The sequence below is a fragment of the Dysgonomonas sp. Marseille-Q5470 genome, assembly GCF_951230145.1.
Lineage (GTDB): Bacteria > Bacteroidota > Bacteroidia > Bacteroidales > Dysgonomonadaceae > Dysgonomonas.
This window is the reverse complement of the sequence record NZ_CATNVE010000002.1, coordinates 1-19,219: the sequence shown is the minus strand read 5'-3', so window position 1 is coordinate 19,219 and position 19,219 is coordinate 1. Positions and strand designations below refer to the sequence as shown.

Here is a 19,219-nt window from a genome sequence, read left to right as displayed (position 1 = left end):
ACAAACCCTCATACCATAAACGCTTATCCTGATAGGTTTTTCTTCAATGTTTCCAAATTTTCTTTTGTATCGTTAGACAGCACATTGATAACCAATTCGGAAGGTTGGTCTGTCTCCTCCTTTTTTTCTGCGGTTGTAACCTTAGACAGAGCATTTGCATTGTAAACGCCAATACATTCACCTTCGAGCTGCTGCTGACGGATTGTCAATCGGAGATGCTCTATAGCCTCACCAAAGTGAGGGTCACACTCATATCGTGCGAAAGTAGCAAGACTGATCCCACAAAAAACGCACAGGCCTTCGATGGTGTATGGGCGTGACACAGGAAGCTCTACCACCTCTCCTACCCTTGCTCCCGAGCGAATCAGCTCGGCTTTGTGCCAGGGATTACTGTCGCACCACTCGAAGTATTTATATGCCTGTGCGAGAAGGCTGCCCGGGCTTTCATACCTTATCTCCCTGCCGTTGTTTTCACGGCTTTTGTAACAGGTTTTGCGGGCAGCCATTATTTATCTTTTTTCAAATGTTTCTTTGCTGTCTTTACTGATGCGGATTGTACTACGGTAGTTTCTTTATCTGCAATACGCTCGTTATCGGAGTTTTTAGCAAGCCAGTTTTTCAACTCTCTTACTTTGCGTATCAGGCAACTGGCGCACGACTGAGGGGTTTCGTTTGTGCCGAAAACCCGATTATATAATCCATAGATACGGCTCATCGAGTAACGGTGTGTTTTCTCTACTTCGCGTACCAATGCTTCTACTTCTGATCTTAATGCTAGATTTGTCATTTTACTATTTTTTTGTTGTCGATATATTTTACAAGGAAAAATATGATGAACGCAACTACAATGCCGATACCTGCCAAAGTCCACGATTGCCTTGCAAAAGCAAATATCCCGAACAGCATCCATGTGAGGTGAAAGGTGAGACAGGGACGACAATTGAACGGTTTTCGGTCGAGCAAAGTCCACACTTCGGGAAGCCTTAGCGACAGCACCACTCCGCAGTAAAGGGAGGTGACAATGCAACACAGCATCGTAATAATGATAATTAGCGCATCCATATATAATAAGATAATTTTGTAGAGAAATAATGCAGTTTTTGGGGGAAGGAAAGAGAAAAATATCCTCTCTGGCATTTCACCGTATAAGATGGAATGGAGAGAGGATATTTACATTTCACTCTTTTGAAAATAACAAAGAGATAATAAGAAGTGATTAGTATAGCACGCTAAAAGCGTACCTTAATTATCAAATTTCAGGATAGACACCTCCACCGCCTCCGAGGCCTTTTACAGGGATAGATATTGAAGATCTGCTGGTTCCACACTTATTTTCGACTGTTGCGATAATAAAGACCGAACCATCCAAGTCAAAGTTAGCAACCTTTATTAGTACAGAATTTTCTGTCTGAGATGTTATTGTTGCTCCGCTTATATCCCATGTAACTTTACTTCCCGGAGATACATTCGTTATCATTACATCATAACTACTACCCGCAAAAAACTTAGAAAAAACAGGTGTTATAAGAGGTTTTAATGGTGCTCCTATCCAGACATCTGAGTTTTCTATAACATATTCTCTTCTGAAGTTTTTATTATTTTGTCCGGTTCCTTTTATTACAACCTTTGCCTTTACCTTAACAGTACCATTGCCTAATGATTTAAAAACTCCAGAAGAATTACCAGACCCAGAAAATACAAGAGACGCATTGCTCACCGCCTCCCATGTCATTTCTGTAGATGTATCCATTATCATAGGAGAATTTTCAATATTGTATGTGATATTTTCTCCTGAACAACTAACATTATTCATTGATTTAATCTCAGGCCTACCAAACAAATAAAATCCCCATGTATGAGTACTCCGCTCTCGCTTAGTATAAATCCATAAATCAAGTATAATATAATCAATCTCAACAGAGACCGAGACATTTTTCATTCCAATTATTTGTTTTGCTCTCAGCTTAATATATCCCGGTTGTCTCTCAACTTCTTCAAATAATTTAGTATCATATATCCATTTATTTATAACAGTTCTACTTGGATTATAATGTTCAACGCTAAATGTAATAATATCACCAGATACAGTACCTGAATTTTCTAAAGTACTATAAAGAAGAGACCTACTAGTACTCACAGCGTTAGATCCAGGCTTTTCTCTAGTTATGTTTATATTTTCCAACACAGAAACTTTGCCTGACTCAGTTGTCTTATAAGCTATTATAAAAGCTGCATTGGTAGGAATACTATCCCAAAAAACACTAAAGTGTATATTAGAACTTCCAGTAACTGCTATTATTTCAAATTTATTAGGGTTGTCTTTTTTATTTATTCTCCCATGGCTAGCAAGTACTGTAATTTTTGTTGTTTCTTTTAGTGGTGCCGTAAAATTAATAGTATAACTCTCTTCCGTACTAATCTGGACTTTTGCATTTCCTGTGATTTTAGATATCTCTTGAGAGTAAAGTAATGGTATAATACCAAGAAGCCCAACAATCATTAATAAAATTTTCTTCATAAGCTTAATAATTAGTTTAATAGTTCTTTTTAGAAATGTTTTGAATTCAATAAACACATGTGCACAATAAGATAATATTGAAGAAAAAAGATGACGGTTTTTTCACGATTTGGATGATATTTTTTTTATGAAATTGCGAAAGACTCCGCTCTTCAGTACGACAGACAAGGATTATAGCCGTAAGTAATATGCAGGACAATGAAATTTCCCTTCAAACATTTATCAGATAGTCTTTTATTCCTCTTAAGAGAAACTCCCACAGAAAATTAAGCGGAAAGCACCTACATTACTTTTTTCAATAGCTAATAGACAGAAGTTATTGTATATTTTAACTATTAATAGACAACCCGCTACCAATGACGTATTTAGTACACTAACACAAATCGATTAAGCCCCACAAATAGGCTTTAAATGCTACAAATACGTACACCGCAAAGCTTCCCGAAAGGACAAATATTATTTTATTTACTTTTAAAGTGCTAACTTCGCAGCGAACTTTAGGGCAAATACTAACACAAATTACACTGCATTATTTTTATTTTTTAATACACAAAACTATTATGATAAAATATATAATATTATTATTAGGAATCAGTATCAGTATCTTCTCGCAAGCCCAAGTAACCATCGGGTCTGCCAGCGAGCCTGTCTATGGTGCTATCCTCCAACTCAAAGAGAATGATTCGAAGGGTACAAATGCCACTAAAGGCTTTGGTTTTCCGAGAGTTTTTTTATCAAACGGAGACAAACTGTTTCCTATGTTCCCAGAGGGATACAATATAGTACAAGACACTATAAACGAAGGACTAACGGTATACAACACCAACCCTAAGTTTTCTAACGGACGAGGTATATATACATGGCAACTAAACGACTCTTTGTATACATGGACAGCCCTGAAACCAAAAGTGTCAGTTGTAGAAAAAACATTGGCGGTTGTAGTCAAGAATGACAACCAGACTATCGCCGCAAGAACAAATAGTGAAACAAATCCGGCGAGAACAAATATTATATGGGATTCGATAAAAGGTATAAATACAGAAGGCATAAAAATTATAAACAACACAGATATATATCTTCCTCCTCTCAAAGACTTTAAGATAACCGGCTACGTTGGTATTTTTACAAATGGCACTGAAGGAAGCGCAACTTATATCGCTAGCCGTTTCTACCTGATAAAAAATAATAATCCGACTCTTGTTTCACTGCCAATATCTACATGGGGATATTCTGAATCATCTACAGAAAGCTATCACGATGGCGGTGTCACAAACCCGATATGTATTTTGAACTCAGGAAAGGAAGGTTCATTGATACGAATGATAGCTAACGGACCGGCAAACAATAGAGTCACACGCATGGCGGCATCTACATCACATGATGCCAAATATATGAGCTCGATAGGTAGCTATCTACTGATAGAAGAATTATAAAAAAACTATAAGCCTTAATAGCATTACATATCCTTACTAAAATGTAAGATCGTTTCTACACAACAGACAGGACTTCCCAACCTTACAGCCCTTTATTTTATATTGTCATGTGACAGATATAAAATAAAGGGCTTTTTTTATTTTTACAATTCGCAACTTCAATACCAATAAGAACTTCTATACTAATTCTTTGCGTCTTTCGGCAAACTCTTTATTGGCAAGCACCCCTTTCTTGATGCGCGAGATAGCCCGCTGTATATTATGCGCCTTAACCCCTGTAATCTCCGATAGAGAAGTATAGTTTATAGCAGGTTTCAGCGAGATATACATCTTAAACAATTCGAAATCACGAATATCATAATTATCATATACATATTGCATTATATCCGACTCCAACTTACTTTGCTTGGCTTCGATCTCACGAAAGTAACCGCTATCTACATCCGACTTGTCGTAGTTGGGCAACAGCTCGCAATATCTGTTTTGCTTGATGCCCTCGGCCATCAGGTTGGTATAATACGAACGGATAAAATAGTGCATGTAATTCTCTATTTTGTTTCCCGAGAAGAGAATGTTCTCGTACATTTTCAGGTAGCTGTCGTTGAAAACATCACAGTTGTACGAACGACGCACCTCAAGATATTGTGTCAGTTTTTTATTATTGTCGGCAAACCAACGGTTGAAAGCTTCTGCCTTTTCGGCAAAAACGACATCCGACATATCACGTTTTTTACTGAAATACTTTTTCCCTTTGTTGCCTTTGCTTACGTTGAATAATAGCATAATATAATAAGATAAAGAATGGTTAATAATTGATTATAAATACATTGAATACACTTTTGAGATAAAGATCACCGCACAAAAAAAGAGCAGGCGATGCCCATCAGGACGAAAATCCCGACAATTGTTAATAGCTACAAATCATTTGTTAATCAGCGCCTTTGGCTCTGCCCCTTGAATTCGATGCGGCGGGTAACCGAAATTATGCGCTCCATCACCCGCTGACCATAGCGAGCCACAATCTGATCGCCGTTGAGATTGGTGGATACGATAACCAGTTTTCGGTATTTTTCGGCGGCATCCATCACTTCGGCAAAGGCTAGGCGGCGGTTGCCATAACTGACCAAAGTATCTTCCGTACCAATATCGTCGAGGCTTATAACATGTTTCCTCAGCAGCTTGTCTATATCGCTGTTCATCTTCTGAGCATCGTACACATTCACCACCTTGTTCATATACTTCAGCAAGATGGCAGGCAGCACATGATAACCCAGCATTGTTTTGCCACGACCATAGTCGCCATACAGAAAAAGTCCCCTCCCCCGATTGTCTGCCAACCAATCTGCCACCTCTTCATACTCGGGCAGCCAGTTCAATTCGCTCCTTTTCTGTGCCAGACAGTCTTTCATATAGTGATAGAGCACCGTGCGTGCTTCGGGCACACGTACTATCACTTGGCTCTGAGGCACAGGCATATCGTGCTCTTTCATTCGACAGCATATTTCGTTAAAATCGTTCATCTCCTAAGCTTTTTTGTTGTTTACTCTCGGCTACGGGCTGTATATAATCCTCCGATTTTTCCCACGTGCGGACAGCAGCCTGCCAGTTTTTCATTTTGTTACGCCCTATCATCCAGTCTTTTGCTGTATAGAAGTCTATAAACTTACGGGCATCTACCCTGCCACCCCTTTGGTTGCAATAAGCCTCCACCTCCTCGAAGGTGGGCACTACGAATGCGGATTTTGCATTGCTCTCATCGCCCGCAAAGGGGAACCCTTCCTTTTCAGGTTTCACCTGCTTCTTACTTGCCGGTCTGCACCCTTTTTTGTTGTACAACAGTGTATATACGGGCGAACGAAGCCTGCGCTGTCCTGCCTCAAAGTCTATCAGCCCCTTCTCTTTTAGCCTGTTGCGTGCATCTATCATGGTCTTTTCGCTAAAACCGATCGTAGCGCAGATAATACCGTTGGTACACTCGAAAGGGTTTTCCCATTGGCGAGCGTTCGACTCCTGCATCAGGAAGTAATACAAGTCAGCCTCGCTGGAGCTCAATCGCACCTTACGGCGGATTTGCCAAAATAGATTTATGAGTTCAATGTAGTTCATACAAGCGATTAATTGTTTAACAGCCGGGTTCGGTTAGTTCTTGCCGGAGAGGCACACATTGCACTCCCATTAGCTTGTGTATCTGTCGGAAAGTATATCCCGCGATTGTTCACATGCTTCGCTTTCGTTACGGTTATATTCTTCCACTATGGCTCGCAAGCGTGAAGTCAGCACAGCAGAGTCTTCGTAGAGTAAATCCCAGTCGCTATCGAGTACTTCAGCGGTTTTCAGTTGTACGGTATCCATGTATGTTTCAAACTCTACACACACCCGCACACCGTTAATTACATCGTCAAAATCGGGTATCTCCGACCTGTCGGATTCATACAAATGGCCGGTAACGGCTTTCACTAAGCTTGCCATCTGTCTTTCATTGCAATAGCAGTCAATTTTCAGTGCTCCCATTTTTCTTTCGTTTTAATTGCCAGATTGTATTTATTTTCTTTAATTTGATAGTAAATAATACTTTCAATACAAATATACACATATTTGTGAATATATAATACACATTTATGTGAATATTATAGTTAATTATAGTTAACTCTTATTGAATAGGCAATACAGCATAGATAATGAATAAGATAGCTCGGTAATCATTTTCTAGCAAAGACTTAAGAAGAAAGAAATGAAGAAGAAAAAGCAAAATAATCACATTACACGCCCATTTAACAATACACATATTGGTGAACAATGGAAATACATGAGAGAATAAAGAAAATAAGGGAAGATTTGTTTAAAGGGTCTAACAGCGAATTCGCCAGATCGATAGACGAAAAACCAAATACGACTAGCAACTGGATAAGTGGAAACCGAAAAATCGGATTGGAAGTGATAGAGAAAATACTTGCCCGCCTGCCACAGATAAATGCAAGCTGGCTACTCACCGAAGAAGGACCGATGATGAAAGCCGACGCCGACAAGGAAGAGCCATACCTGATAACAAAGGCAGGGGTGAAATACTTTCAGTTGGCAAACGGAAAATACCTGATGCGGGTTCCCTTTGTGCCGATAAAAGCCTATGCCAAGTACATAGACGACTATCGTGATGCCGAGTTTAGCGGTTCGCTCGACGAGTACAATTTCATTGTAGACCAGATAGGACACGGAAAGTACATGGCCTTTGAGATAAAGGGCGACAGCATGGACGACGATACACGCAAAAGCCTTGCAAACGGCGACATCGTGCTGGGGCGTGAACTGGGATCGGAACACTGGAGAGACAAGTTGCGTACAAATGAGTATCCCAACTGGATAATTGTGCTCGACAACACCATCCTCTGCAAACAGATAATAAATCAGGACGTAGAAAAAGGTACGATCACCTGTCATTCGCTAAACACCTCACCCGAATATTCAGACTTCGAGTTGAGCTTTAACGATATACGGCAGATGTTCAATATTATACAAAGGGTATCGAATATGATGTAGCTTTTCAAGCAAAAGAAGAGACAAATATTAGAGCAGTAGGGGCGATCCCTTGTGGTCGCCCGAATACAAACGGGCAGGAACGAGCCATTGCCCCTACGTATAGGACATCGTCCTTTCGGATTAACGCCGTCCTTTCGGATTTGCAATCCGAAAGTCAGTCTTATTTGGATTTTAAATCCTCACAATAAAACTTCGGGGTTACAAACCCCGAAGGACGAAGAGGACGAAGGAAGGTTACAAACCTAGAAGGACGAAGGAATCAACAAAAGGGAGAACCATTAAATATGGGGAGTTTTCTAAAACTTAACCATAAAGACATGCCAATATAACAATAAATAAATATTATAAAATAGGGGAATGCCTAAATATGACTTTTTATGTGTTAAATCAAACATTAACATATTAAAAAGAAGACACTTAGACATGTGACTCACAACCCAAAATATGACTTTTTTAGGGCTGTAAAATTATGCTAAAAAATTATTTTTCTATTAACATAAAAATAAATATCAAAATTATAATTCTGTTACAGAAATAGATGTATATTTGATCATAAATAGCATATTATCAGGCAACACAAAACGTTCAAGACTTCATTTTCGATATGAATTTCGATATGAATTGAAATGAGTTCGGACAATACAAATCAATATTTCTGACGATAATTCATTAGAATCTTGTGCCTTAAATGTGCAAAAAGAGGTAAGCTCTTGTGAGATAGAGAGTGAGCACTAAAGTTAAGATTGATATTGTTGTTTTAGAAACAATGGAATAAATGTAATGTACAATATAAGTAATTTATAGAACAGTAAGTATGTTAACAAAAAGTAGTGATAAAATTAATACTTCAATAAATAATAAACCATAAATCAGGCAGAATGAACACAATACACTATTTATTCATCGTATCGCTTCTGATATTTGCAGTTTTCTTTCTTTTTGCAGGGTGGAAAAACATCAAACTATTGCTAGACGACTGGGATTACATCAAATCGAACAAAACGGGCGTAGGAAGATTCCTTTATGTTGCCGGTTTTGTAGGTATCGCTGTATTACTGTCTGTCTTAGGCTTCATTTTCATCTACTTCCTACAGATTGCCAGTTCGCAAGCTTATCTATTTTCGGAGTAAGAACTAGAACAGAAAACTTTACAATAAACGAAGGCCTACGCCACCATTCCCTCTACATCAAAAGCAAAGGGAAAGACTATTTTTCGCTGGTCTTTCTAGCTTGCACGTTAAGATCACAACTGCAACAAGGCTATTCTTGTGCAAAAAAATGACAAAAACCCCCATATATATTCTACAAAAAAGTCATATAAAGCCCCCTACCGAAGAGGGTTAAACGACTGATATAAAAAATATTATTATCAGCATATCGGTACAAAAAGTCATATCGCACAAAAAATGATAAAAAAGGATTCATCTTATCATTAGATTTGCATAGAATTCATTGATATCACCTTTCCTTTTATGTGTAAGATTATGTCTAAATATTATATCTCCATTGAGCACACCGAGGACATCGACACCGGGCAATATGCGATCAATGATCCGGATATTCTGATCAAAAAGCGCAGCTTCTTGATATTTGACATGATTGTAAAAAACTTTGGAACGTATAACCGTGACTTAAAGGAATATGCTGATAGATATTGTAAAATATTAAACTCGGTATCTCTCTAAACATGATAAAATTTGTCTTTATATAAATCCGAAGAGGCTGTACACCCAACACAAGCCTCATCCATTCAAAAATCCTAATCCTTAAGATCATTCTCAGTAATTAAGAAAGGTCCACAAAATCACTTTGTAGACCTTTCACTTACACAAACTTTACAAACTACTTAATATATTAAAAAATACGAAAACCTATATTTTTTAATAAAAAAACAGATTAATAAAACTTTAGATTTTTCCTCAAAAAGAACAAAACTTATAAAATTATTTTGCTTTTTTTGATAGTTTGATAGTCCATATGAGAGTATTTAAAATAACTTATTATTGTTGTATTTGTAATGTTTACACAAAGATAGTCAATTTCACACATTATAAAAATTAATTCTCCTAAAAAAAATCACCTACAACCCTCTGTCAGAGCATATATGCTAATAATCCGTTAATATATAGCGTATTATATACGTCATAAAAAATGTGATTTTATTTAAAAAAATTTCAAACGCCTACTTTAAACCTCCGCATTACCAAATATCCGAGCAGAAACAGCAACAAAATCCTGCCACACCAGATCTGAAAAGACTGGAAAGAAGTCAGCTTGTTTACTTCCTGCACCTCTACCACCGGATAGGGCACGGCTATGCTGTCTGTCTTAAATACTGAATCCCTCACCACCTTGTCTCGATAGAGATATTTATACTTCTCGAGCCATACCGTATCGCCTTTCATCTTTATCAGCACAGAGTCGTACAGGTGAACCGAGTCACGCAACAGCTTGTCCCGATATTCCACCCTAATGCTTTCTACAGGCACATACACCGTTTTGGCTTTGCAAGACGCAAGTATCACAAGTAGCAAACAGACCGACAAGCCGGCGACATATCGCTGTACAGATTTTAGAATCATTCTTCAAATTTTAAATCGTTAATCCTGTTTAACCACCCTCTCCTGAACTTTCGATTCGCCGGACGTGCTGCCACAATCCTATTCACAAAGGCAATACGCTCTTGGCGGATTTTTTCGAAAAGTTCACACTGAAGTGTATAATCATTCACAGCAGCCAGCGTTTGGTTACCCACAACGCCATCGGCAGTAACGTCCAACATCTTTTGCGGCAACTTGATGCCATAGCTACCCGAAGCCCATACCCAGTCGACAAGGATATTGGCTATGCTCTGATTGACAATCTTATCCCCCTGCCACTTGTCCCAATAGAGGCTTTTGAGTACATCCGCCCACTCTGCGTCCGAAATATTCTTCAGGTCGGCAACGGTGGTTGTGGCGTATCCTCTTTGGCGGCGGTAGAGCCTATAGGTAGCTATCGTTATGCCCTTATTGGTGGCTCCGCCCCTATCGTCGGGATCGTCTACAAAGCCACCTTCCCATCGGAGGATAAATGGAATAAGCAGTTCAACCTTTGCCATCTTTATCCTCATTTTTCTTTTCGTCTTCTACTTCTATGATATCAGTTTTCTTTCCAAAAAACTTTAGAATGTTCACCTTCACGTTTTTACCTCTCGATGCAAAGTAATTCACATAAATGCTTTCCAATTCTACCCCGTATATAATCACAAGCATGAGCATAGGGAGCAATTCCACGCCAAAAGGCAAGGCAAATGCCTGTCCGAAGGTGTATGCCAATATAACCCAGATGATGTAGCTGGTTATCTTGTCGATTGTACGGCGCACGGCCTTCGATTTCTTTACATCTTCTTTTCTGGCTTTGGCGGCGGCTATCCCAAACTTCAGGTCGGCAAGCGTTAGTGTCAGCGCCAGGATCAAGAGCCATTTAGCCCAAATAAAGAAATCCAGAAGTCCTACTAAAAAATTATCGGTGTATGTCATAAGTTATTTTTTATTTGTTTGTTGTTTTTGTGATGAATGAAAATGTCGGATTATTCTCTTTGAGGAACGCCCGTCTTTCGGAATTACAAATTCCGAAAGTTTACGAAGCAGGGAAGTACAAATCCTACGTTGTAGGGGATTTGTAATCCCCTACAACGAGTTTACAAGAATGTGCCGTAATTGAGTCCGGCGTCTGTCTTATTAATAAATACCGCCTCCACTTTACTGCGGCTCTTTTCGCCTGCTTCTGATTTTTCGATCAATATCAAACTGATCTTGCTGTTTTGCAGAGACATTGTCTCTACGTCCTTATTGTTCAAGTCTGCCATGTTATATCGGGTTTTGTGTGGTTATCTTCAATCTCAATTGCATAAATGCCCCTTTGATAGGAAAAGCCAATTCGCCCGGGTTACCACTCATTGCCAGCACCGAGTTGTAGAAGTCGGGGTGCCCCGATGCAATGTAATTGCCAGCCTTGTCTCGCTGCATTTCAGCCTGCTGCGCATTGTTGAGGCTCATAAGGCAACGCAGGTCGTTGGGCAATACATCAAACCATTTGGGCTTTTGCTCATTCTGCCAAAACGCTTTGTCGGTGGCGTCTGTGTCGGCTTCGTTATAAAGGTCTTTCCAGCATCTTCGAAGCTGCACATTGCCTGTCAGTGTAAAAGTAGATTTGCCCGCCTCTGCCACAAACGAAGAATATGCCGGATAGGTTATGCCGTTGTATGTCACACTACCCGAAGCGTCGCTCACCAATTTGGGCTCTACAAAATACCAATATCCGGCTTGCAGGCTTCCCGAAGCAATTACACCCGAAGGTATCTTGTTTACAATACGCATCTGAACGGTAGAGTGCAACACCTTATCCAGCACCTCATACACAATGGCGTTAGACGTTTCGGGCACAAATGAAGTGACACCTGCCACTCCGTTAAAAATATTGTTGCGGGAAATTACAGCCGAACTATACGTCACTCCGTTGTATTTCACCTTTGCCTCCTGATTATCCTTCGAACGCACAATGTAAGCACGATGCACACCATTGCTGTAAGGTACAATACCTCCGTCTTTGTTTACCTCAACGGACGAAAGTGATGGCGTGCTGTCGATCAACACGCCTTGATCTATAGGCAGATTGTGTATAATATCCAACTTATTGAGCTGATACTTACCTCCCAGCCAGATTATATTTGTAGCACATTCACCCGCTACCGCCTGCGAAACATCGATGTTGGAAGCCAATGCTATAGAGCCGTCCGTTATGGCAAGCGAGCTATTGGCATAGACCGGCGAAAAGCTTGCCGACTTGCTTTTGTCGGATGTGATACCGATGGCGTCACATCTGTCGAAGGAATAACCGAAATATACCAAATGCCTTTTTTCGTAATTGTGCAAAGCTGAATCTTTTTTCACAAGACCGTCTACACACGAGTTTTTAGAGAAAATCCATTTCCCCTGCTTCATCGTCTCGCCCATGTCTGTAACATTGGGCACCGTAATAGATTGCGCCTCGCAGCGGGCTACAAAATCAGCTCTCAGCTCCTCTTCCGTGTTACCGTTCAGTGCCTTGTACTCGGTTTCTGCTCCGATCTTAAGTTCGCAATCGTTGAATGCCACAAAATTATTCCTGTAACCGGATACATCAGAGCTCAAGATGGTTACCTTACAGTGATCGAACAAATCAAGATTGGTATTCGACAATACGGCATCGGGTACATTTATAAATGAGTTTCCTCCATTGGTAGAAGTCTTGGCATAGAGCTTACAGCTATGTTTTGTTCCCGAAAGGTCTGAATAGATAGTACATCCGACAAATATATATCCGGTACGGTATAAAGGCTGTGATATATGCCTCACAGTCATATCATAGAAGTAAAGGCTATTTTGCCAAACAGAACCTTCCCCATAGGCATTTATGTTTTTATTCCATATCGTGCTATCCATGCCACTACCTATCATATGCAAATAGTTGTAATTTGCACTGGCCTCTGTAACAATAGAGCCGGTATGAATACCGCCGGAGAAGACGTTCTTGGTCACTCCCGAGTTTCGCTTTAGATCTATAACTCCATGAGACTTCGCCGGATTTGTCCTTGTGTACACAGATCGTGTCCTCTGATCGTAGGCTGTAGCACTTAGCGCAGAAAAGAAAGCAACATTGTCTATACTCTCATCCAGCCTGCCATACTTATCTCTATAATTATACTTGCCCATCGTCTTCTGTTTTTTCGGTTATTATCACTCGTCCTGTAGCAAGTACAAGAACATTACAATTGTCAAAGTCTGCCCTGTCGTTCTCTTCCAAATCGTTATACAATCGTCTGAATGAATGTGACTGACTGTCAAACAGCAGATTGTCATCGACCTCAAACGTGACATCGTCTTTCTTTACTTCATATATCATGGTAATGTAGCTTTTGCGTAAATAAATAAGTATCCGGTAGGCTCTGTGCCAACTTTTTCGACCTTAAATTCCACAAGCGACTTAGCCTTTATCTTTACCAATACCGTTTTGGCTAAGGGCACTTCTTTGCCGTCTACCCATAGTTTGGATACATTCATCGCCTCTACCCGATAGATTATCATCTCCTCGCCTATAAACATTTCGTAGGGCGAAGCAAGTCCCATATTGATCGACATGCGACGCTCCAACTGCAACTGCTTGGCATATTCTGCCAGATTCTCGAACAGGTACTTGCCCGAGCTGAGCGCACCGTTGCTATCTTTCTTCGAACCGAATATCCAGAAACCGCTGGGGTCTTTGATTTCGGGAAGCTCCGACAAGGGGATAGCTGCTATTTTAGTGTTTTCTGCCATATTTTTTTTTGATTTATTTTTATTCTAAAATCTTCTTTGTTCTTCTGATTCTCTTTTTCTATGCTATTTGTTTTATTCCTCTTTTTATACTCTTTGTTGTTGACTACACTACGTTCCGTCTAATGTTGTTTCTGAACGATAGAGGGGATAGGTAGGGGCAGTGGCTTGTCCCTGCCCTTTTCTATCCGGGCGACCACAAGGGTTCGCCCCTACTCCATTAATATTCATCATTCGTCCTTCGGGGTTCCCTTCGTCCTTCGGGGTTTGCAACCCCGAAACTTTATCGTCAGGATTTTAAAATCCGAATTGAAAGGACTTTTGGATTGTAAAGCCGAAAAACAAGAGAGATCATCGCATTATATCAATATTGCAAACTTTCCATTTTCGGTAACTATCACCCTCCTGCTCTCTGTTCCCAACGCAAATATTTTGTTGAATTTCTCTGCATTCACCTCAAAGAGAGGATAGATAGAGTCTTTGGAAAGCGTGATGCTATACTCCGCCGTTTCGCCCAATTGCCCCGACATCTGCGAAAAGGCAAGTGTAGCCCCACCATCGGAACCAAAAGAGTAAATATTGCCCTGCATATTCCTGAACACCACCAGATACTTGTTGCCAAGGGCTTTGAGCAGGTTGTTGGTTTTGTCTGACTTGATAGTATTCACAAAGGTGGTTAGTTGCTGCCTGTACAGTGCACCATCGTTTGTTTCGGTGAAATTGCTTTCGCTAACTTCCGACAGCGTGGTGTAAGGGGTGTCTACGTCTTTGAGGATGCGATCTACAAAACAAGAGTCGTACAAGGCATCATCTTTGAAGTAATAAGCTGCAAAATCCTTTATATCCAAAAGGTAAATATCGGCTATACCTCCCGAATTGTATCCGCATGTGTGTTTTATATTCTGCACCAATCTGCAACTCATATTGTTCTGTTTTTTGAGACAAAGCGGCAACTGCCATCAAAGCTGAATACCGCTTTATCAAGTATGTTTTATTTAAACTTATAATGTGACATTCTTTCTCCCCCTTTGCTTTTTTAGTCGTCCTTCGAGGGTTGCAACCCCGAAGCTCTACTATCAGGATCTACGATCCGAAAGGACGATAAAGAGGCGAATATCACAACTACCTCCCAGAACAGGTTACGGAGTTACAACTGTCTTATCCACAATGGCAGTAACCACGTCTTCACCCTTGAGCAAGCGACCGATTTCCATCTCTGTTCCCGCCATTGTCACCGTCCAGCCGTTAGCATCAGCCTCAGCAGCACCCGAAGCGTAATTGAATGCCGTTGAGCTCAGCCCGTTGATACGTCCCAGCACTACCGAACGGTTGCTCTTATCCACTACCACAGCCGTAAATTTACCAAGACTGAGGGCATCCCCCTGATTAAGAATCGTATAGTCATACTCGCTCAGTGTGAAGTTTAGGGTGTGCGTACGGTATTTACCGCCGTTGCTGTTCTGTGCCAGTTCGTCGGAGAAAGAAGCCGTATTGTCTATAAAGTCTACCTTATAGGCTTTTGCACTGTCGGCAAGCGTGATGGCGCTGATCTCTCCTTCGGCCGAAAATTCGTATTCGTTAGCCGAATCGTGATTGATCAGATAAACCGATTTGATACCGGCAACGGAATACACACATGTTTTCTTTGTAATATTTGATGTTAATTTGCAAGACATAATTTTTATTTTTTTTTGATTCGTTAATTTTTTGTCGCTTTTCTTTTTTTGACTTCTTTTGTTCTCTGTTCTTATCCTCTCCGTTCTTCGGGGTTTGCAACTCCGAAGATCTATCATAAGGATTTTAAAATCCGGATAAGAATTGCTTTTGGATTATAAATCCAAAAGGACGGTGTCGTATAGGTAGGGGTAGTGGCTCGTCCCTGCCCGTTTATATACAGGCGACCACAAGGGATCACCCCTACCTTCGTCCTTCGGGATTTGCAATCCCGAAGCTTTATCATGAGGATTTAAAATCCAGAGAATAATCGCTTTCGGATTGCAATTAGCAATCAACGGAGTGTAACGTAGTTAAATCCGAAAAAACGGTAGGATTTATTTGTTACTTTTGGTTTGTTATAATTATTTGTTATGAATCGCACTAAAATCACGAAACTGGATATATTTTCTGTTATCCTCGTTATTTGTATAAGTATACCTCTAATAATTTTATCCCTAAATAATGATGATAAGGTCATAAAACATGAGATGAATAATTACTTATATTTGCCAGATTCAGTTAAATCTGAAGTTAAAGGATTCGTTCTAAGAGAAAGATTTATAAAACAAAAAGGTGTTACTCTTATTGACTTATCCAATGGCGGAAAATACATGTTACGCGATGTATGGTTTATTAAGCGTGATTACTATATTTACAAACCGGCGAATAACGATTCCATCTATTTTTATGATAGAAATAACAAATTAGTAAACCATAAATTAAAATATTGATCCCTTCGTCCTTCGGGGTTTGCAACCTCGAAGCTTTATTACTAGGATTTTAAATCCGGATAAGACTGACTTTCGGATTACAAATCCGAAAGAACGGTGCATAACACGAAAAGAGGACAAGAACAGCAAACAAGAAGTCGGTAGATATAACAGCCGATTAGTTGCTCGGACTATAAAATACTACTTCGTCTTCGAAAGGGATAGCAAAGCCTAGGCGCAAACGTCCGTCGATGAAAATCTTATTATCGTTCGGAGCAGCAAACTGCCCTAAGCGGATTTCCTCCAAGTCGCGAACGAGGTCTGTACCTACAAGGAAGTTTTTAGAATCGGCGGCTATCATATCGTTATCGTCCAGCCCTTTCACAGGAACAATCTCCACGCCCATATAGCGCACCGAGTCACCCTCTACCGCAAAGTTTGAACTAACCACTACATTGTCGCCCCAAATGCCGCCCAACGCCATTTTAACCTTCATGTATGCCGAGTACGAAACGTAGATGTTCAGCGAGCCGTTTTCCAAGCCCATCGCCATTACATCTTCGGGGATGGAAGCGAATACCTTTTCTACTTCTGCCAATACATTTGCCTTTGTAAGCGATACACCCGTTAGCTTAATGGCTTGTGTGCTGTCGGTCAATACTTTTACTGCTCCATCGAAGTCGTTTGCGTCTGCCGAGCTATCGCCTTTGAATATCTTAGTTTCGATCTCGCTGCTAAGTTCCGAAGCAAGGATTGTCATTGTTGCCTCTTCGAGGGTAGCGGGCAATTCCTGATTCTTGGCACCCGGACTAAGCATCCATACGGTACGTTTGCGCTCGAGGTCGTCGATGCACTGCTCGAGGTTGATTTTGTAGGTTTTTACTTTCAGTTCCTTTTCGCTCAGTTTGGCGATCTGATTTGGTGTCCACGAGCAATCGCGTGAATCTGCCTGAAGGATATTTCCTTCGAGGTCAATCAGGTTGAGTTGTGTAGAATCTTTCACCCCGATCACAGGTGTGATTTTTCCTTTTTCGATCAGCTTTCCGCCGAAGATGGCTTTTGTAAACCAATCCATGTTAGACGACGGTTGATAAGTAAGTGATGAAATGTCGTAAATGTTTGCCATAATTTTATTCAATTTTTTAAAGTGAGAATATGCCGATGTGCCAATCATATTCAATATGTATTCGGATTAGCATACTGGCATATTGATTATTTTCTTCTGTTGATAGTTTGGTTAAGAGCCGCTGCCATGCGTTCGGCTGTGCTCATCTCGGCAGGAGACTTGCCTGTACCTGAAAGCTGTACGGCAGGATATGCCGAAGGTGTCTTGCGGCGCATTTCTTCCACCTGTGTTTTGGTGTCTTCGAGCATTCCGTTTGCTTCATCGAGCGCTTGCAGAAGTTGTTCGATGGTAGCCTGCATTTCGGCAATCTTGGCTTTGAGGGCTTCTGCCGTTTTTCCGTCAAAGTCGGACAGCCTTACTCCTCTTTTCTTGCTTCGCAATGCTTGTTTGGCTTTGGCATCTTCGGGGTTGGTTTTATCGTCCGAAGGTTCACGTGTTTCCACAAATTGTCCGTTCTCGTCTACTACCAGCAGGTTTCCATTCGACAGGTTGTGTTCTCCCGCCGCCATTTGCTCACCATCGAGCGTCACAAATCCATCGGCATCCACGTACGCCTCTTTGCCGTCGGCAAGAACAAAGACCACATAGGCCGTGCCGCTGGCAGTCGTGTCTGCTTTTTCTACGGCATCGATGTCGAGCAGCATGTTTGCTATGCGTCCAAGCAATGTCTGTTTCACTTTTTTCCTTTTTTTATTCATACTTTTGTTATTTATGCGGGATAGGGAAACTTGCTGAGAGAAAAAGCCTTCGAGGGAAAATCCCTTTACATGCCCGCTCATCACTTCCTTTTCCCAATAGTTTTGGTCTTCTATCTTGTAGCTGCACATGAGTGTACCTTTTGGCAGATCGCTAAATCCGAGTGCTTTCGATTTGTCGTTTTCGGGGTCTTCTACTATCCACAGTTCGGTGAGGTAGTTGCCTGTGAGGGGCGACCGGTGCTGATGGGTGGTGCTATGCAGGGCAACGCCTGTTTTCATCATCTTGCGGGCAATTTTCTCTACCTGTTCCTCCGAAAAGCGGATGTAATAGTCACCCGTTTGCGGCGAATGGCGGTAGATGAGTTGTCCGGGTTTGAGCACAACGCCTGTGAGTACTTGCTTTGCGGTATCTCGGCTAAGATGTAGTTCCTGTTGTCTGTCGAGAGCGATAAAATCGACTTGGTTTGCCGGAAAGTCTACAAACGAAATGGCATAGATGCCCGTCAGGTCGTCGGCACTTTCGTCGATCATGCAATCGTAAATCGGTGTATTCATTTTGTTGTAAATTGTGGGTTCGTATTATGAGATAATTTTGAAAAAATAAAATGCAAATAAGGGGGAAGTTTTATGTAACCTGCGCCATTCTTTTGGATTTGAAATCGGGATAGTATGAGCTTCGGGGTTGCAATTAGCAATCAACGGAGTGTAACGTAGCTAAACCCCGAAGGACGGAGGGAGTAGACAGGGGATTACAAATCCCCTGTGACGAAAATCCCCTGTGACGAAGATGTAGGGGCAGTGGCTTGTCCGTGCCCGTTTATATACGGGCGACCACAAGGGATCGCCCCTACTCGCCAAAGAACGAGAAAGGAAAAGGACGGAAAAGAGAAGATAAATAATAAAGGGATAATACTAAAAAATAAAAACACCTCATTTTTGAAAAATAGGTGCAAAAAACGGCAGGCTTTTTCTTTTACTGTTTTCTTTTATAGTTTATGTTTTGTTTATGTTTATATATAAGGTGTAAATAATACTTGAAAAGTATACCACCAGAATAATTCAAAAGTATACCACCTATGGGAGTAAAATAGGATGATTTAACATTCATTTGGTTGTTAAGATTCTTTATTTTATTAACAAATACTAACA

Annotated in this window: 24 protein-coding genes; 4 read left to right on the top strand and 20 right to left on the bottom strand. The window is 40.7% G+C overall.

Annotated features, from left to right (window positions below; translation table 11 throughout):
- Positions 1–23: 23 nt before the first annotated feature.
- The 4 genes from QOX35_RS03365 to QOX35_RS03350 all read right to left on the bottom strand — a co-directional run bounded on the left by QOX35_RS03365 (position 24) and on the right by QOX35_RS03350 (position 2,518).
- Positions 24–506 (bottom strand): terminase small subunit, encoded by a 483-nt coding sequence (locus tag QOX35_RS03365; RefSeq protein ID WP_283685787.1) that lies wholly within the window; start codon positions 504–506, stop codon positions 24–26.
- A complete protein-coding gene (locus QOX35_RS03360; RefSeq protein WP_283685786.1) occupies positions 506–787 on the bottom strand; it encodes a hypothetical protein in 282 nt (93 codons plus the stop codon). The genes QOX35_RS03365 and QOX35_RS03360 overlap by 1 nt, the downstream gene beginning before the upstream one ends.
- On the bottom strand, positions 784–1,062 hold the full coding sequence (locus tag QOX35_RS03355; protein WP_283685785.1) for a hypothetical protein: 279 nt from the start codon (positions 1,060–1,062) through the stop codon (positions 784–786). The genes QOX35_RS03360 and QOX35_RS03355 overlap by 4 nt, the downstream gene beginning before the upstream one ends.
- Positions 1,063–1,249: 187 nt before the next feature.
- Positions 1,250–2,518, bottom strand: a complete 1,269-nt coding sequence (locus QOX35_RS03350; protein WP_283685784.1) for a hypothetical protein — start codon at positions 2,516–2,518, stop codon at positions 1,250–1,252.
- Between the two features lie 560 nt (positions 2,519–3,078).
- Between QOX35_RS03350 and QOX35_RS03345 the strand changes: the two genes are divergently transcribed.
- Positions 3,079–3,951, top strand: a complete 873-nt coding sequence (locus QOX35_RS03345) for a phage tail-like protein (protein ID WP_283685783.1) — start codon at positions 3,079–3,081, stop codon at positions 3,949–3,951.
- A 177-nt stretch (positions 3,952–4,128) separates the two neighbouring features.
- Here the strand turns inward: QOX35_RS03345 and QOX35_RS03340 are convergent, their stop codons facing one another.
- From QOX35_RS03340 to QOX35_RS03325, 4 genes are all read right to left on the bottom strand, one after another.
- Positions 4,129–4,734: a hypothetical protein gene (locus QOX35_RS03340; RefSeq protein ID WP_135104684.1), complete on the bottom strand. Its 606-nt coding sequence runs from the start codon at positions 4,732–4,734 to the stop codon at positions 4,129–4,131.
- 149 nt (positions 4,735–4,883) lie between these two features.
- Positions 4,884–5,441, bottom strand: a complete 558-nt coding sequence (locus QOX35_RS03335; RefSeq protein WP_283685782.1) for a P-loop NTPase family protein — start codon at positions 5,439–5,441, stop codon at positions 4,884–4,886.
- A gap of 16 nt (positions 5,442–5,457) precedes the next feature.
- A complete protein-coding gene (locus QOX35_RS03330) occupies positions 5,458–6,057 on the bottom strand; it encodes a helix-turn-helix domain-containing protein (protein ID WP_283685781.1) in 600 nt (199 codons plus the stop codon).
- 69 nt (positions 6,058–6,126) lie between these two features.
- Positions 6,127–6,462, bottom strand: a complete 336-nt coding sequence (locus QOX35_RS03325; protein WP_283685780.1) for a hypothetical protein — start codon at positions 6,460–6,462, stop codon at positions 6,127–6,129.
- Positions 6,463–6,747: 285 nt separating this feature from the next.
- Here QOX35_RS03325 and QOX35_RS03320 point away from each other — a divergent pair, with 285 nt between their 5' ends.
- The 3 genes from QOX35_RS03320 to QOX35_RS03310 all read left to right on the top strand — a co-directional run bounded on the left by QOX35_RS03320 (position 6,748) and on the right by QOX35_RS03310 (position 9,170).
- Positions 6,748–7,485, top strand: a complete 738-nt coding sequence (locus QOX35_RS03320) for a LexA family transcriptional regulator (RefSeq protein WP_135104680.1) — start codon at positions 6,748–6,750, stop codon at positions 7,483–7,485.
- Positions 7,486–8,363: 878 nt separating this feature from the next.
- Positions 8,364–8,615, top strand: a complete 252-nt coding sequence (locus tag QOX35_RS03315; protein ID WP_135104679.1) for a hypothetical protein — start codon at positions 8,364–8,366, stop codon at positions 8,613–8,615.
- A 354-nt stretch (positions 8,616–8,969) separates the two neighbouring features.
- A complete protein-coding gene (locus QOX35_RS03310) occupies positions 8,970–9,170 on the top strand; it encodes a hypothetical protein (RefSeq protein WP_228093781.1) in 201 nt (66 codons plus the stop codon).
- A gap of 489 nt (positions 9,171–9,659) precedes the next feature.
- Here the strand turns inward: QOX35_RS03310 and QOX35_RS03305 are convergent, their stop codons facing one another.
- From QOX35_RS03305 to QOX35_RS16460, 12 genes are all read right to left on the bottom strand, one after another.
- Positions 9,660–10,067 carry a hypothetical protein gene (locus tag QOX35_RS03305; protein WP_283685779.1) on the bottom strand — a complete coding sequence of 136 codons (408 nt, stop codon included), beginning with the start codon at positions 10,065–10,067 and terminating at the stop codon, positions 9,660–9,662.
- Complete coding sequence (locus tag QOX35_RS03300) at positions 10,064–10,585, bottom strand: glycoside hydrolase family 108 protein (RefSeq protein ID WP_283685778.1); 522 nt, start codon at positions 10,583–10,585, stop codon at positions 10,064–10,066. Before QOX35_RS03300 ends, QOX35_RS03305 begins: the two co-directional genes overlap by 4 nt.
- The gene (locus tag QOX35_RS03295) at positions 10,572–11,006 is read right to left on the bottom strand and encodes a phage holin family protein (RefSeq protein WP_135104676.1); all 435 of its coding nucleotides are present in this window, start codon (positions 11,004–11,006) and stop codon (positions 10,572–10,574) included. The genes QOX35_RS03300 and QOX35_RS03295 overlap by 14 nt, the downstream gene beginning before the upstream one ends.
- A gap of 161 nt (positions 11,007–11,167) precedes the next feature.
- Positions 11,168–11,335: a hypothetical protein gene (locus tag QOX35_RS03290; RefSeq protein WP_283685777.1), complete on the bottom strand. Its 168-nt coding sequence runs from the start codon at positions 11,333–11,335 to the stop codon at positions 11,168–11,170.
- A 1-nt stretch (position 11,336) separates the two neighbouring features.
- Complete coding sequence (locus tag QOX35_RS03285) at positions 11,337–13,220, bottom strand: hypothetical protein (RefSeq protein WP_283685776.1); 1,884 nt, start codon at positions 13,218–13,220, stop codon at positions 11,337–11,339.
- Entirely contained in the window at positions 13,207–13,410 is a 204-nt protein-coding gene (locus QOX35_RS03280; RefSeq protein ID WP_283685775.1) for a cupredoxin domain-containing protein, read from the bottom strand. The genes QOX35_RS03285 and QOX35_RS03280 overlap by 14 nt, the downstream gene beginning before the upstream one ends.
- Positions 13,407–13,823 carry a hypothetical protein gene (locus QOX35_RS03275; protein WP_283685774.1) on the bottom strand — a complete coding sequence of 139 codons (417 nt, stop codon included), beginning with the start codon at positions 13,821–13,823 and terminating at the stop codon, positions 13,407–13,409. The genes QOX35_RS03280 and QOX35_RS03275 overlap by 4 nt, the downstream gene beginning before the upstream one ends.
- Before the next feature lie 108 nt (positions 13,824–13,931).
- Positions 13,932–14,093 (bottom strand): hypothetical protein, encoded by a 162-nt coding sequence (locus tag QOX35_RS03270; protein WP_283685773.1) that lies wholly within the window; start codon positions 14,091–14,093, stop codon positions 13,932–13,934.
- An 86-nt stretch (positions 14,094–14,179) separates the two neighbouring features.
- Positions 14,180–14,743, bottom strand: a complete 564-nt coding sequence (locus QOX35_RS03265) for a hypothetical protein (RefSeq protein ID WP_283685772.1) — start codon at positions 14,741–14,743, stop codon at positions 14,180–14,182.
- A 216-nt stretch (positions 14,744–14,959) separates the two neighbouring features.
- Positions 14,960–15,496, bottom strand: coding sequence for a hypothetical protein (locus QOX35_RS03260; RefSeq protein WP_283685771.1), 537 nt, complete (start codon positions 15,494–15,496; stop codon positions 14,960–14,962).
- A gap of 928 nt (positions 15,497–16,424) precedes the next feature.
- Positions 16,425–17,372, bottom strand: coding sequence for a hypothetical protein (locus QOX35_RS03255; RefSeq protein WP_283685770.1), 948 nt, complete (start codon positions 17,370–17,372; stop codon positions 16,425–16,427).
- Positions 17,373–17,458: 86 nt separating this feature from the next.
- On the bottom strand, positions 17,459–18,199 hold the full coding sequence (locus QOX35_RS16460; RefSeq protein WP_502846754.1) for a hypothetical protein: 741 nt from the start codon (positions 18,197–18,199) through the stop codon (positions 17,459–17,461).
- Between the last annotated feature and the right edge of the window lie 1,020 nt (positions 18,200–19,219).